Raw genomic sequence first — 13,662 nt, forward strand, 5'->3', positions numbered from 1 at the left:
ATTGAGTGACTATGCTTAAGAATCCTCTTCAGGTTCGTTTAGAAAAACTAGAACCTTGGCAACAAATTACCTTTATGGCGTGTCTATGTGAACGCATGTATCCAAACTATGCGATGTTTTGTGAGAACACAGAATTTGCTGACCCGCGTGCTTACCGAGCGATTCTTGATAGTGTATGGGAAATTTTGACAGTTAAGAACGCGAAAATTAACTTCGAACGTCAATTAGAGAAGTTAGAAGAGTTGTTCCCAAGTGCGGATGAGTTCGATTTTTACGGGGTTTACCCAGCGATGGACGCGTGTCAGGGTTTGTCTACGTTACTGCATGGCCTATTGGATCGCGACTACCTTTTCGATTCAATGCTTAAAGTGAGCCAACAGTCGGTACAAACCGTTGCTGATCTAGAGCAAGCGCAAGGTGCAGAGCCAATCACCAACGACAATCAGAAAGAAAATGAAGCCGTATGTGAAGAATGGGACGTGCAGTGGGCTATTTTCCGTCCACTGCGTGAAGCGGTAGAGCGTGACATCAGCTTGATTAAAGATTTACGTGAAGAGTTACGTGAAGAAGGTGTGAGCAACATCGGTATCGCACTTTAGTCGTTGAATAGATAGAAAAAGGCATCCTAAATGGATGCCTTTTTGTTTGCGGCGTTTGAGCGGTTATGCCCAATGCTGATTACGATTCTTTAGAGCCTGGTTTTGTCGCTTCTTGAGCTTCTGGCTCCTTGTGATGCTTCTCCAGTTCTTCGTCTTCTTCATCGTCATCGCGGCTTTCGATTACGCCGTGCATCTCTTTCCAACTTTCCCAACGTTGGTAAGCCAGCTCTTGCATGTCGGTACTTTTATCCGCTTCATCGATGATTTCTTCACCCACGAGGTGTTCAAAAATATCCTCCAACGTCACCAAGCCTTGCACAGTACCGTATTCGTCAACGACAAGGGCTAGCTGTAGGCGATGAGTCATCATTTGGTCAAACACTTTCGGTAAAGTCGTGTTGTTTAGCACCACTTGAATCGGGCGCATGATTGCTCCCAGTTGTTTCTGTCCACAACCTGATTGTTGGAGTTTGAACAACTCAAGGCGGTGCACAAAACCAATGATGTTGTCTTTCTGCTCGCTATAAACCAATGGGCGTGAGAAAGGCGTATCCTTGTGTTTTTCTAGGAACTCATTGATGGTCATCGTGGCATCGATACGGAATACCACAGGACGTGGCGTCATAACCTGCGTTACGGGTACATCTTGGATGCCAAGCAAGTTGCTTAAGATTTTTGATTCACCCTCGGCAAATTCACCGCTTTCACGTGCCAAAATCGCCATTGCAGACAGTTCATCACGCATTTTCGGAGCTTCGTGGTTACGAGCAAGACGCTTGGTGATTTGCTCTGAAAACCATACGAATGGCGTTAGCGCCCATACCATCCAACGTAATGCGACTGCCGCGGTTGGCGCCAATTGACGCCAGTAAGTTGCGCCAATTGTTTTCGGTACGATCTCTGAAAGCACCAAGATCGCCAGTGTGAGCACTGCCGAAAAGATACCTAACGCTTCGCTACCAAATACCACCGCAGCTTGTGCACCAGCAGTGGCCGCGCCGATGGTATGAGCGATGGTGTTTAGAGTCAGAATGGATGCCAATGGTCGGTCGATATCTGATTTTAGCTTAGCCAGTTGCCCAGCTGCGGGATGCCCCTGTTGATTGAGCTGCGCAATGTAGCTCGGACTGATACTCAGCAGTACCGCCTCCAGCACCGAACAGATAAACGAAATGCCGATTGCAATAGAGATATAAATGGATAACAGCAGCATAGTTGCCCTTGAATGTAGTTTGATAATGGTTATTTGCAGCTATTATAACCGCAAAAGTGCCTTATAAATTGGTCCAAATACCTTGGAAAGCAAGGGTTTTCAGGAGGTATGTGGTAACAAATTGTGAGTTATTACTCATATTATGGCTAAAAGTACGTCAGAAAATCGAAAGATCGCTTACAAACCTTTGCCAGATGGGGCATTTATGTTTTAGAGTGAGACGAATTCGATAACCTATGAGAAGGGAAACCTAATGAACAAGACCCAATTAATCGACTTTATCGCAGAGAAAGCAGACCTATCAAAAGCACAAGCAAAAGCTGCTCTTGAAGCGACTCTTGATGGTGTAACTGGTGCACTTAAAGAGGGTGACCAAGTTCAACTAATTGGTTTTGGTACATTCAAAGTAAACCACCGCGCTGCACGTACTGGTCGTAACCCTAAGACTGGTGACGAGATTCAAATCGCAGCAGCTAACGTACCTGCATTCGTAGCAGGTAAAGCGCTGAAAGAATCAGTAAACTAAGTTAGAATGCACCGAGGTATCCTGCCTCGGTGCAACTTCATGAAAAAACATCTACTCGCTTCACTTCTCTTATCTAGCTTTACCCTTTTTGGCTGTTCGTCGGTTGAAACTCCTAATTTAGAACAATTCACTCACTTCTCTGGCGGCAAAGTTGCTGGAGACGCAAGTAGCTTGTACTGGATGACCGAGAAACTCACTCGCGTGAGTACGGCTGCTGATTACGTAACGATGGGGGATAATGGCTGGTTTCAAAGTGACTACCGTTGGGATGAAGGTGAGCTTCGAGAGTTGATTCGAAAAGGTGAGCAAGTTGATACCAAGCAAGAGTTGGTGCCTTTTCAAATCCACATCCGTTTTAATAAAGATGGCGAAGCGGTTTACCAACAATATCGCGTTAATCGTAAAGTCTTACCACTTCAGCATGAACAATTAGAACGTTACAAGACAGAAGCGAATGATGTAGTGGCGTCGGTTAAGGCGCAGTCTCGTAACAGTCAGAGCCTCATTCAAGGTTATTGGAATGGCCAATCGTTTGAAACCTGCAAAGGTAAAGCGTTCTCGACACTCGAGTTTAATCAGACGTTGCCAAAATTTATTATCGAGCGTCTCTCATCTGTAGACAGTTACGTGGCTTTTGTCGGCAAGCAGTCACGAAATAAAGCAACGGTTGATGAACTGTTGATGCTCAATGATGATGACTTTGATTGTGTAGCACGACCAGCATTACTCGCTGAGTAAGCTTGGTGAGACTTACTAACTGACAGAGTAATAAAAAAGGCGCTGAATGCGCCTTTTGTTTTTTAGCCAACTTAAGTTGTTTTTATTTTTCTTGCTCACGTGCAATCGCACGGTAGCCGATGTCACTGCGATGGAACATGCCGTCCCAACTGATCTGTTTTGCAAGCTCGTAAGCGCGTTGCTGCGCTTCTGATACGCTGTTGCCCAACGCAGTTGCACACAATACGCGACCACCATTTGTTACGATGTTGCCATCTTTATTGTCTGTACCCGCGTGGAAGACTTTCTCGCCTTCAATTTCAACTTGTGGCAGACCAGAGATCACATCGCCTTTGTTGTACGCTGCTGGGTAACCACCGGCTGCGAGTACGATACCAATCGACGCACGTGGATCCCATTTTGATTCAACTTGATCCAGTTTTTGGTCAATCGCAGCCAAGCAAAGATCAACCAGATCCGATTCCATACGCATCATGATTGGTTGTGTCTCTGGATCACCGAAGCGGCAGTTGTACTCGATCACTTTAGGCGTACCATCTTTGTCGATCATCAGACCCGCGTATAGGAAACCTGTGTATGGGTTACCTTCAGAAGCCATGCCACGTACCGTTGGGTAAATGACTTCTTCCATGATGCGGTTGTGAATTTCTGGTGTTACCACAGGAGCTGGCGAGTACGCGCCCATGCCACCAGTGTTAGGACCTGTATCTTTGTCACCGACACGTTTGTGATCTTGGCTGGTGGCCATTGGCAGAACGTTCTCGCCATCGACCATCACGATGAAGCTTGCTTCTTCACCATCTAGGAACTCTTCGATAACTACACGACTACCAGCATCACCAAATGCGTTGCCCGCTAGCATGTCTTTGATTGCGTCTTCCGCTTCTTCTAGCGTCATTGCCACAATCACGCCTTTACCAGCCGCAAGGCCGTCGGCTTTCACCACAATCGGCGCACCTTGTTCACGCACGTAAGCAAGCGCTGGTTCAATTTCTGTAAAGTTTGCGTATGCACCGGTTGGGATTTGGTGACGAGCAAGGAAGTCTTTAGTAAACGCTTTAGAGCCTTCAAGCTGCGCTGCGGCTTGTGTAGGGCCAAAGATTGGTAAGCCCGCTTCGCGGAACGCATCAACCACACCAATAACCAATGGTGCTTCTGGGCCAACGATAGTCAGTTCAATCGCCTTCTCTTTGGCGAAAGCAACAAGGCCAGCGATGTCTTCTACATCGATGTTTACGTTCTCTAGTTTTGGCTCTAGTGCTGTCCCTGCGTTGCCTGGAGCAATGAAAATAGTCTCAACATTTGGGTTTTGCGCTGCTTTCCAGCCTAGCGCATGTTCACGACCGCCTGAACCAATGATTAAAACTCGCATATGAAAATCCTTAATCTTATAAATACTGTTTACTCAAAGTATTTGATGATGTGGCTAGGCAGCAATTGAGCCCATCCCGGAAACATAGCCAGCTACGTAACTGGGGTGGGCGAAAGCAGCTAACGACGCCACAGTGCCAAATACGAAGAGGAAATTAGTGGCGGAAGTGACGCATACCCGTGAAGATCATCGCCATGCCGTGCTCATCTGCTGCTGCGATAACTTCGTCGTCACGCATTGAGCCACCTGGCTGAATTACGCACTTAATGCCGGTTTCTGCTGCGGCATCGATACCGTCGCGGAATGGGAAGAAAGCGTCAGATGCCATTACGCTACCGGCAACTTCTAAGCCTTCATCTGCGGCTTTGATGCCGGCAATCTTCGCTGAGTAAACGCGGCTCATTTGGCCAGCGCCTACACCGATAGTCATGTCACCTTTCGCGTAAACAATCGCGTTTGATTTCACGTATTTCGCTACCTTCCAGCAGAATAGGGCATCTTTGAGCTCTTCTTCTGTCGGCTGACGCTTAGACACGACTTTAAGATCGTCTAGGCTTACCATGCCTTGGTCACGGTCTTGAACGAGTAGGCCGCCATTCACGCGTTTCACGTCAAAGCCAGTTGTCTTCGTTGACCACTCGCCACACTCTAGTAGACGGACGTTCTTTTTCGCTGCAACCACTTCAATTGCTTCAGCAGAAACAGAAGGTGCAATGATCACTTCAACGAATTGACGTTCAACGATAGCGCTAGCCGTTTTTGCATCTAGCTCTTGGTTGAATGCAATGATGCCGCCGAACGCTGACGTTGGGTCAGTTTGGTAAGCGCGGTTGTACGCTTCGAGGATGTCTTTACCTAGCGCAACGCCACATGGGTTGGCGTGTTTTACGATCACACATGCAGGCTCGTTGAACTCTTTCACACACTCAAGTGCTGCATCAGTGTCTGCAATGTTGTTGTAAGAGAGGGCTTTACCTTGGATTTGGCGAGCAGTAGAAACAGACGCTTCTTGTGGGTTTGCTTCAACGTAGAATGCGGCTGCTTGGTGGCTGTTCTCACCGTAGCGCATGTCTTGTTTTTTCTCGAATTGTTGGTTGAAAGTGCGAGGGAATTTACTCTCTTCATCACCTTCTTTGTTCTCACCGTAAGATGGAACCATAGTGCCGAAGTAGTTTGCGATCATGCCGTCGTAAGAAGCCGTGTGTTCGAATGCTGCGATAGCAAGGTCGAAGCGAGTTTCTAGTGTTAGAGATTTGTCGTTCGCGTCCATTTCAGCGATCACGCGGTTGTAGTCGTGAGCGTTCACAACGATAGTTACGTCTTTGTGGTTTTTCGCTGCAGAGCGAACCATTGTTGGACCGCCGATGTCGATGTTCTCAACTGCATCAGCAAGCGTACAGCCTTCTTTAGCAACGGTTTCTGCGAATGGGTATAGGTTAACAACAACCATATCGATAGGGTTGATGCCGTGTTTTTCCATCACGCCATCATCTTGGCCACGACGACCCAGCACACCACCGTGAACTTTCGGGTGAAGCGTTTTAACGCGACCGTCCATCATTTCTGGGAAACCAGTGTAGTCAGAGACTTCTGTTACAGCGATGCCTTGTTCTGCAAGTAGACGAGCCGTACCACCAGTAGATAGGATATCGACACCGCGCTCAGCAAGAGCTTGTGCAAACTCAACAATACCTGTTTTGTCTGATACGCTGATAAGCGCACGGCGAATAGGACGAGCGTTGTTCATGCTTCCATTTTCCTCAAATTCACGGAGTTAAAGATGTTTGCCAAAAATGAACTTGTTTTTACCTCTTGGGGTAAAATATTGGCCAGTTTTGGTAAAGACCTTTGCGGGGTGTTTTCATGCTTAGAAAACAGTCTCCACTATTTGATGGCGCGTATTCTAACCAATTTATTACAAAAAAGCTCGAGCAATCGTTTGGCATCTCAAAAATAATTGCAAAAAACTCGATCTTTGGCTTTAAAAGTAACGAGATAGTTAATAAGGAAAGTTATGTTTCAGATAGGTGAACTGGCGAAACGCTGTGGTGTGACTGCCGATACACTGCGATTCTATGAGAAAAATGCGCTCATCAAACCCGCAGGACGAAGTGATTCGGGCTATCGCCTGTATAACGAAGAGAACCAAAAGCAGGTGCGTTTTATTCTCAAAGCGAAAGAGCTTGGCTTGAGCTTAGATGAGATCAAGGAACTTCTTGGGATCAAATTAGAGGCAACAGAACACAGCTGTGCGGAGGTAAAAGCCATTACTTCTGCAAAGTTAACTTTAATTGATGAGAAGATTGCTGAACTAACGAAAATTCGTCGAGCTTTGAAGAAGATCAATGATGCTTGCTGCGGTCATACGGACGATGATGCTACTCATTGTTCTATCCTTGCAGCACTTGAGTAGTCTCATTTCTGCATCACTTAACTTAAGTTTGCATTTTTGGCGGCTTGCTTTTCTAGGTGCACGCCGTTTTCCCACCTATAATCTCGCCTTTAGTTACCAGTAGGAATTGACCATTGTTTGATTCCTACCGTAGCGCTGTCTGTAGATACGAGAGTTTTCATACATGGTTGGAGTCTATTTTCAAATCAATGACTGGGTTTTAAGCGTTGATGAAAATAAGCTGTATCGACAAGATAGGGAAGTTACTGTTGAGCCACGCTTAATTAATCTTCTGCATTTCCTAGCGGAGCATGCGAATGAGGTGTTCAATCGTGAGGAATTGATCCAATACGTTTGGGCAGGGGCGATTGTGACCGATCAAGTGGTGACTCAGTCCATTTTTGAGTTGCGTAAATTACTGCGGGACGGTCGGGAAGAAAATACCAGCTACGTCATTACAGTGCCGAAACGTGGTTACAAGCTGGTGGCGAATGTGACCCCAATGACACTCGAGGAATTCCTCGCAAGTCGTCATTGTGATTCAGAAACTCTTCCTCCTATTGTTGAAGAATCAGAAGAAGATACTCTACCTATCGCACCTGCCGTCACCTTTCCTGCAGGCCCTCTGACTCGCGCGGTCTGTGAGATGTCTAAAGAGAAAAAGGCCCCTCCGAAAAAAAATAAAATCAGTCCGTGGCGCCTGGGGATCATGAACTTCATCTGGATCAGTGTTTTGGTTGTGGTGATGGGTGTGTTTACCTACAAGCAATCGGAAGTGCGTATTACTCAAGCCATCGATACTCACCTTATCGAATTCAAGTTTCAAGATAACTTCACGAGCGAAGGGTTAAGCTACGACTTGGCAGACGGGTTTGCCCAAAAGTTGATGTCCGACATTGCTCAAGTGAGCGATTACCGAGTCATGCTAAAGAAGACGTCGTTTACCTCGGGTATTGTGCCGGGCAAATCGGTTGTGGTGCGGGTTCGTGAAAATGAGGGTGGCAGCTTTTTAGAGGTGGAATATCGGAATAACTCATCTGAAAAGGTGTTGTTTAGTCGTCAATACGCGTTAACCAGCAGCCATTTAAAGACAGTGCTTCAACAAGCGTCGTTAGACTTGATGCAAGTTCTGAAAGTGCCGGATGCCAAGCTGAAATCCACGATGCTGGTGGCGGGAATGCCAATTAACCCAGATGCTTTGGAGCTGTTTGTTCAAGCTAACCATTATCTCAATGTCTCGGATGCCAAGCAGTTTCGCCAAGGCGTCAACTTGCTGGAAAACATTTTAGAAATTGAGCCAGATAATGCTTACGTTCAGGCAGAGTTATTGATTGCTTACCACGTGCAGAAGGTGCTCGACTTTTCACAGGAGTTGAAGAAAGGGCGAGTGCAGCAGTTGAGTGACGCACTAGAAACTAACGTAAAAATGATGGTTGGGCCAATTCAACCGCGAATTTATGAAGCTTTAGCCCTGCACGAAACCATTATTGGTGACATGGCTTCAGCCAAGCAGCATCTTGGGCAGGCTTTGAGGTTACGTGATTCGGTGCTGTCTTATGTGATTCGTGGTAAGCACGCTGAATTGGATGGTGATCTGGATTTGGCCAGTGAGTCTTACAGCGAAGCTTTCTATATTGATACGTCGGTTGAGACGTACCTGCTGTGCGAAAACTTGGTCTTCCCAAGTAACATGAAGGCGATTGATTACGCCATGTATCGCGCTGTTCACCCTTCTGTCGTTCGAATGCTTTAATTCTCTCGCACTCAACGTCAGTTTAATACTAGCCCCTCATTTCGGTGAGGGGCTTTTTTGTAGCTGTCGAAAAGTGAAAAGGGTGGGCGGTGGGGTAATGACTTACGAAGGAGCCAGTAACGCAAGCTTGCAACGGGAAGACATATCCGGTTTTCTTCTCTATCTCTATCTCTATCTCTATCTCTATCTCTATCTCTATCTCTATCTCTATCTCTATCTCTATCTCTATCTCTATCTCTATCTCTATCTCTATCTCTATTGATTGTATGGAGTGTCTGGCTGGGTTATTTGGCGAGAATGATTCTGATACTTTCTTGCAGGCGAGATGAATATTGATGTGGGTCAAAAAGCGCGATCAGGGAGAGGTTTATGAAATCAACAGGTTCAGGGAATCAACCCTTCGGGGCGGGGAAGTTGATAGAGGTTGATAACTTTTGCCGAGATTACCAACGAGTTGATGAGAGTTTATCTATCGGTAGAAGGTTTGATGTTTTTATTATAACTATATGAATAATATAGTTTTATGTTTTTGTGTTCATCATGTTTATCTCAACTTGATGTTGATGAACTAATCATTTTATTGATAACGCCAAGTTTATTTTTTTCCCAGTTTTTGGGCGTAGTCTTCACTTCGAAATTTAGCGAGGTCGAGCAGGTATCTACTTCATAGCATCTCGCTAATAACCGTTCAGTTTGAGTCACGTTGACTTGAGTAGAATAGATTTGGAGATGTTATGTCATCGAATACGAAAAAAATTGGCCTAATTGCCTGTACGGGTGTAGTCGCCGGTAACATGATGGGTAGTGGTATTGCACTGTTACCTTCTAGCCTAGCTTCAGTAGGCTCTGTTTCAATTTTCAGCTGGCTGATCTGTTTGATCGGTGCACTGAGCCTTGCGTTTGTTTACGCTCGTCTGGCAACCAAAAACCCTCAAGAAGGTGGTCCTATCGCTTATGCGGGCGAAGTTTCCCCAGTCTTTGGTTTCCAAACGGGCGTGCTTTATTACCACGCGAACTGGATTGGTAACCTAGCTATTGCTATTACAGGTGTTTCTTACCTTTCAGTATTCTTCCCTGTGCTTAATGACCCAATCCCAGCAGGTATTGCGACGATTGCATCGGTATGGATCTTCACTTTCGTTAACCTACTTGGTGGTAGCTGGGTAAGCCGTCTATGTACGCTTGGTCTTGTTCTAATCCTCATTCCTGTTGTTGGTACAGCGGCGTTTGGTTGGACGCACTTCGACACTGCGCTATACAGCCAAAACTGGAACGTATCTGCGGGTACGGATAGCCATGCGATTGTGACTGCGGTTCTTATCTGTCTATGGTCATTCGTTGGTGTGGAATCAGCAGCAGTATCGACAGGTATGGTAGAAAATCCTAAACGTACTGTACCGCTAGCAACCATGCTGGGTACTGGTATCGCAGGTGTGATTTACATCCTATCAACTCAAATGATCAGCGGCATGTTCCCTGCTTCTGAAGTTGCGGCATCAGGTGCGCCATTTGCACTAGCAACCACTGAGCTATTCGGTAGCTGGACTGCACCATTCGTATCAGCATTCACAGCACTAGCATGTTTCACTTCGCTAGGTTCTTGGATGATGCTGGTGGGCGAGGCTGGTAAACGTGCAGCAAGCGATGGCAACTTCCCTAAAATCTACGGCGAAACTGACAAAAACGGTGTGCCTAAGAAAGGTCTAATCCTTGCGTCAATCAAGATGACTGCGCTAATGGTTGTACTGATGTTCTTTAGCTCTAAAACAGCACACGCATCAGACCTGTTCAACCAGCTAACAACTGACGCAGTACTACTAACTATGCTGCCTTACTTCTACTCAAGCATTAACTTGATTCGCTTCGAAGGTATGACAACACGCAACGGCTTCGTAATGTTGTTCTCTGGTGTGGCTTGTCTGTTCTGCTTCATCGCACTAGCGGGTGCAGAGGGCGGTACGCTAACAGCAACCTTCATCGTGTCTCTAGTTATCTTGATGTTCTACAGCAAAAAAGCAGGTCTTGCTCAGTACGTGAAAATGCACGCTGACGACATGCCTGCCCAAGCAAGCAACTAATCCCCAAAACACTGGCACTACGGTGCCAGCCCATAAAACCCAAATTCACGCGGCGCTCACCTTACTCATTGCCTGTAAATGGCAAAGAGCGCCCTCATTCGCCTTGGAGATGTCCAAATGAATATATTCGCTATCTTGAACCACATGGGTGTGTTCTTTAAAGAAGAGCCAGTTCGTCAACTTCACGCTGCTCTTGAGAAAGCGGGCTACGAAGTGGTTTACCCAGTAGATGATAAAGACTTGATCAAAATGATTGAGATGAACCCACGCATTTGCGGTGTGCTGTTCGACTGGGATAAATACTCACTAGAGCTATGTGAACGTATTAGCCAAATCAACGAAAAACTGCCTGTTCACGCATTTGCTAACGAACAGTCTACTCTAGACATTTCACTAACAGACCTACGTCTAAACGTGAGCTTCTTCGAGTACGCTTTAGGTATGGCTGACGACATCGCTATCAAAATCAACCAAGCGACTGAGGCATACAAAGATGCCATCATGCCTCCATTCACTAAAGCGCTATTCAAATACGTAGAAGAAGGCAAATACACCTTCTGTACTCCAGGTCACATGGGGGGTACAGCATTCCAGAAAAGTCCTGCTGGTAGCATCTTCTACGATTTTTACGGTCCAAATACATTCAAAGCGGACGTATCAATCTCAATGCCTGAGCTAGGTTCTCTACTAGACCACTCAGGTCCACATAAAGATGCAGAAGAATACATCGCACGCACATTCAATGCAGACAGCTCGTACATCGTAACTAACGGTACGTCTACATCGAACAAAATCGTGGGTATGTACTCAGCGCCTGCGGGCAGCACAGTACTGATTGACCGTAACTGTCACAAATCTCTGACTCACCTAATGATGATGAGTGATGTAACGCCAATCTACTTCCGCCCAACTCGTAACTCATACGGCATCCTTGGTGGTATTCCACAAAGCGAATTCAGCCGCGATGTCATTGCAGAGAAAGTGGCGAAAACACCAGGTGCAACAGCGCCAAGTTACGCAGTAGTGACTAACTCAACTTACGATGGCCTGTTGTACAACACGCAATTCATCAAAGAGTCGCTAGACTGTAAACACATCCACTTCGACAGTGCTTGGGTGCCTTACACTAACTTCAACCCAATTTACGAAGGTAAATGTGGTATGAGTGGTGAAGCGATGCCAGGCAAAGTGTTCTACGAAACACAATCAACACACAAACTGTTGGCAGCGTTCTCACAAGCTTCAATGATTCACGTGAAAGGTGACTTTGATAAAGAATCTTTCAACGAAGCATTCATGATGCACACTTCAACTTCACCTCAGTACGGCATTGTTGCTTCTACTGAAACTGCAGCGGCAATGATGCGCGGCAACACTGGTAAGAAGTTGATGCAAGACTCTATCGATCGCGCAATCCGCTTTCGTAAAGAGATCAAACGCCTAGAAGCAGAAAGCGACAGTTGGTTCTTCGATGTATGGCAACCAGAAAACATCGATACCACGGAATGTTGGAAACTAGACCCTAGCGACACATGGCACGGCTTCAAGAACATGGATGACAACCACATGTATCTTGATCCAATCAAAGTAACGCTACTGACTCCTGGGATGAATAAAGAAGGCGAACTAGAAGAATCAGGTATTCCTGCTTCGCTGGTGGCTAAATTCCTAGACGAGCGCGGCATCGTGGTTGAGAAAACAGGCCCATACAACTTGTTGTTCCTATTCTCAATCGGTATCGACAAATCAAAAGCAATGCAATTGCTACGCGGTCTGACTGAATTTAAACGTGGCTACGACTTGAACCTAACCATCAAGAGCTTCCTTCCTTCGCTATATAACGAAGACCCAAGCTTCTATGAAGGCATGCGCGTTCAAGAACTAGCACAAGCAATTCACGACCTAACTAAGAAATACAACCTACCAGAGCTAATGTACAAAGCGTTCGATGTACTTCCAGAAATGAAAGTAACACCACACGCAGCATGGCAAGAAGAGCTTCGCGGTAACGTAGAAGAAATCAAATTGGAAGAAATGGTTGGTCGCGTAAGTGCGAACATGATCCTTCCTTACCCTCCAGGTGTGCCACTAGTACTTCCTGGTGAAATGGTGACTCAAGAGTCTCGCCCTGTACTGGACTTCCTAGAGATGCTTTGTGAGATCGGTGCGCATTACCCAGGTTTCGAAACCGACATCCACGGTCTGTACCAACAAAAAGATGGTAGCTACACCGTAAAAGTATTGAAGAACTAAGTTCCTCTCGAAGATGACGCCATTGGGAATGCAAGCATGCTCCACTCTTACGAGCTCAATGTGTCATCGAACAACCACGACATTTAGATATACCCCTAGCTAATCTGTCGTAAAAGAGAAGGGCAAGGATGCTCTGATCTTTTCTTCTATATAGAAGAAGCAATTTCCAAGACTTCACCTGAAGTATCCCAAGTAAAAAGCAAAGACCAAAGAGCAGTTCGTTATCGTTCTGCTCTTTTTTTATCTTTTATACAGCAGGCAGAAAAGAAAAAGCGCGCTGAGCGAATATCATTTGCTTCAATTACATTAAATTTGAAGATCGTAATTCAGGTAGAAACGCCCTTTTTCTTGAGGAAAGATCCTTTTAAATGAGAGAAAATAGCCAAGATCGCTTGGTATACACACAAAGTGATTGCTATTTGTTCGGTTGAAAGTTTTTTTGCAAAAAACGCTTGTACTAATTTCTCAACTCCCTATACTGCGCATCCACCGACACGGAGTGAGACGAAAGTCACACAGCGAATCGGAAGTGAGAGAAAAAGAAATTTGAAAAAATGCTTGACTCTCTCACGGTGCGGAGTAAGATACGCACCCCTAACGACGAGCAACTAAGTTGCTGGATAAGTTAGAAAAGCTCTTTAAAAATATAAACCTATCAATCTGTGTGGGCACTCGTTGATGATAATCCAAATAGTTTCTTCGGAAACAATTTAGGTTTCAATGAAACGAAGTGACCAT

General features: G+C 45.8%; 12 protein-coding genes. 8 read left to right on the top strand and 4 right to left on the bottom strand.

The features are described 5' to 3' along the window. Positions 1–11: 11 nt before the first annotated feature. Positions 12–599, top strand: coding sequence for a YjaG family protein (locus F7Y48_RS22595; protein WP_005382520.1), 588 nt, complete (start codon positions 12–14; stop codon positions 597–599). A 79-nt stretch (positions 600–678) separates the two neighbouring features. Here the strand turns inward: F7Y48_RS22595 and F7Y48_RS22600 are convergent, their stop codons facing one another. Further along, positions 679–1,812, bottom strand: coding sequence for a hemolysin family protein (locus F7Y48_RS22600; RefSeq protein WP_237312826.1), 1,134 nt, complete (start codon positions 1,810–1,812; stop codon positions 679–681). A 253-nt stretch (positions 1,813–2,065) separates the two neighbouring features. Here F7Y48_RS22600 and hupA point away from each other — a divergent pair, with 253 nt between their 5' ends. Both hupA and F7Y48_RS22610 read left to right on the top strand, forming a co-directional pair. Further along, positions 2,066–2,338 carry a nucleoid-associated protein HU-alpha gene (gene hupA, locus F7Y48_RS22605; RefSeq protein WP_005382524.1) on the top strand — a complete coding sequence of 91 codons (273 nt, stop codon included), beginning with the start codon at positions 2,066–2,068 and terminating at the stop codon, positions 2,336–2,338. Positions 2,339–2,377: 39 nt separating this feature from the next. Further along, positions 2,378–3,076 (top strand): DUF1481 domain-containing protein, encoded by a 699-nt coding sequence (locus F7Y48_RS22610; protein WP_186437774.1) that lies wholly within the window; start codon positions 2,378–2,380, stop codon positions 3,074–3,076. An 82-nt stretch (positions 3,077–3,158) separates the two neighbouring features. On the opposite strand, the gene purD is transcribed toward F7Y48_RS22610, so the two are convergent. Together purD and purH are read right to left on the bottom strand one after the other, a co-directional pair. Next, entirely contained in the window at positions 3,159–4,448 is a 1,290-nt protein-coding gene (gene purD / locus F7Y48_RS22615; RefSeq protein WP_046874616.1) for a phosphoribosylamine--glycine ligase, read from the bottom strand. Positions 4,449–4,602: 154 nt separating this feature from the next. Continuing rightward, a complete protein-coding gene (purH, locus tag F7Y48_RS22620) occupies positions 4,603–6,195 on the bottom strand; it encodes a bifunctional phosphoribosylaminoimidazolecarboxamide formyltransferase/IMP cyclohydrolase (protein ID WP_258507001.1) in 1,593 nt (530 codons plus the stop codon). Positions 6,196–6,228: 33 nt separating this feature from the next. On the opposite strand from purH, the gene F7Y48_RS22625 reads away from it, so the two are divergent. The 3 genes from F7Y48_RS22625 (at position 6,229) to cadC (ending at position 8,593) form a co-directional block, all read left to right on the top strand. Further along, complete coding sequence (locus F7Y48_RS22625) at positions 6,229–6,405, top strand: hypothetical protein (protein WP_258507002.1); 177 nt, start codon at positions 6,229–6,231, stop codon at positions 6,403–6,405. A gap of 57 nt (positions 6,406–6,462) precedes the next feature. Continuing rightward, positions 6,463–6,861, top strand: coding sequence for a Zn(2+)-responsive transcriptional regulator (gene zntR, locus F7Y48_RS22630; protein WP_258507003.1), 399 nt, complete (start codon positions 6,463–6,465; stop codon positions 6,859–6,861). 163 nt (positions 6,862–7,024) lie between these two features. Next, entirely contained in the window at positions 7,025–8,593 is a 1,569-nt protein-coding gene (gene cadC / locus F7Y48_RS22635) for a lysine decarboxylation/transport transcriptional activator CadC (RefSeq protein ID WP_114324195.1), read from the top strand. Positions 8,594–8,621: 28 nt separating this feature from the next. On the opposite strand, the gene F7Y48_RS22640 is transcribed toward cadC, so the two are convergent. After that, the gene (locus F7Y48_RS22640; protein ID WP_316685407.1) at positions 8,622–8,939 is read right to left on the bottom strand and encodes a hypothetical protein; all 318 of its coding nucleotides are present in this window, start codon (positions 8,937–8,939) and stop codon (positions 8,622–8,624) included. A gap of 388 nt (positions 8,940–9,327) precedes the next feature. On the opposite strand from F7Y48_RS22640, the gene cadB reads away from it, so the two are divergent. Further along, positions 9,328–10,671: a cadaverine/lysine antiporter gene (gene cadB / locus F7Y48_RS22645; RefSeq protein WP_053808506.1), complete on the top strand. Its 1,344-nt coding sequence runs from the start codon at positions 9,328–9,330 to the stop codon at positions 10,669–10,671. Between the two features lie 117 nt (positions 10,672–10,788). Continuing rightward, complete coding sequence (locus F7Y48_RS22650) at positions 10,789–12,924, top strand: lysine decarboxylase CadA (RefSeq protein WP_053808505.1); 2,136 nt, start codon at positions 10,789–10,791, stop codon at positions 12,922–12,924. Positions 12,925–13,662: the final 738 nt, after the last annotated feature.

Origin of the sequence: Vibrio sp. 2-1-2a (genome assembly GCF_032648565.1) — a bacterium.
GTDB classification, from domain to species: Bacteria; Pseudomonadota; Gammaproteobacteria; order Enterobacterales; family Vibrionaceae; genus Vibrio; species Vibrio diabolicus.

Excerpts from the sequence above, each read along its gene's own strand:
- F7Y48_RS22625 (WP_258507002.1), top strand. The coding sequence starts at position 6,229 with ATGTTTGCCAAAAATGAACTTGTTTTTACCTCTTGGGGTAAAATATTG.
- F7Y48_RS22610 (WP_186437774.1), top strand. The coding sequence starts at position 2,378 with ATGAAAAAACATCTACTCGCTTCACTTCTCTTATCTAGCTTTACCCTT.
- purD (WP_046874616.1), bottom strand. The coding sequence starts at position 4,448 with ATGCGAGTTTTAATCATTGGTTCAGGCGGTCGTGAACATGCGCTAGGC.
- zntR (WP_258507003.1), top strand. The coding sequence starts at position 6,463 with ATGTTTCAGATAGGTGAACTGGCGAAACGCTGTGGTGTGACTGCCGAT.
- cadC (WP_114324195.1), top strand. The coding sequence starts at position 7,025 with ATGGTTGGAGTCTATTTTCAAATCAATGACTGGGTTTTAAGCGTTGAT.
- cadB (WP_053808506.1), top strand. The coding sequence starts at position 9,328 with ATGTCATCGAATACGAAAAAAATTGGCCTAATTGCCTGTACGGGTGTA.
- hupA (WP_005382524.1), top strand. The coding sequence starts at position 2,066 with ATGAACAAGACCCAATTAATCGACTTTATCGCAGAGAAAGCAGACCTA.
- F7Y48_RS22650 (WP_053808505.1), top strand. The coding sequence starts at position 10,789 with ATGAATATATTCGCTATCTTGAACCACATGGGTGTGTTCTTTAAAGAA.
- purH (WP_258507001.1), bottom strand. The coding sequence starts at position 6,195 with ATGAACAACGCTCGTCCTATTCGCCGTGCGCTTATCAGCGTATCAGAC.
- F7Y48_RS22600 (WP_237312826.1), bottom strand. The coding sequence starts at position 1,812 with ATGCTGCTGTTATCCATTTATATCTCTATTGCAATCGGCATTTCGTTT.
- F7Y48_RS22595 (WP_005382520.1), top strand. The coding sequence starts at position 12 with ATGCTTAAGAATCCTCTTCAGGTTCGTTTAGAAAAACTAGAACCTTGG.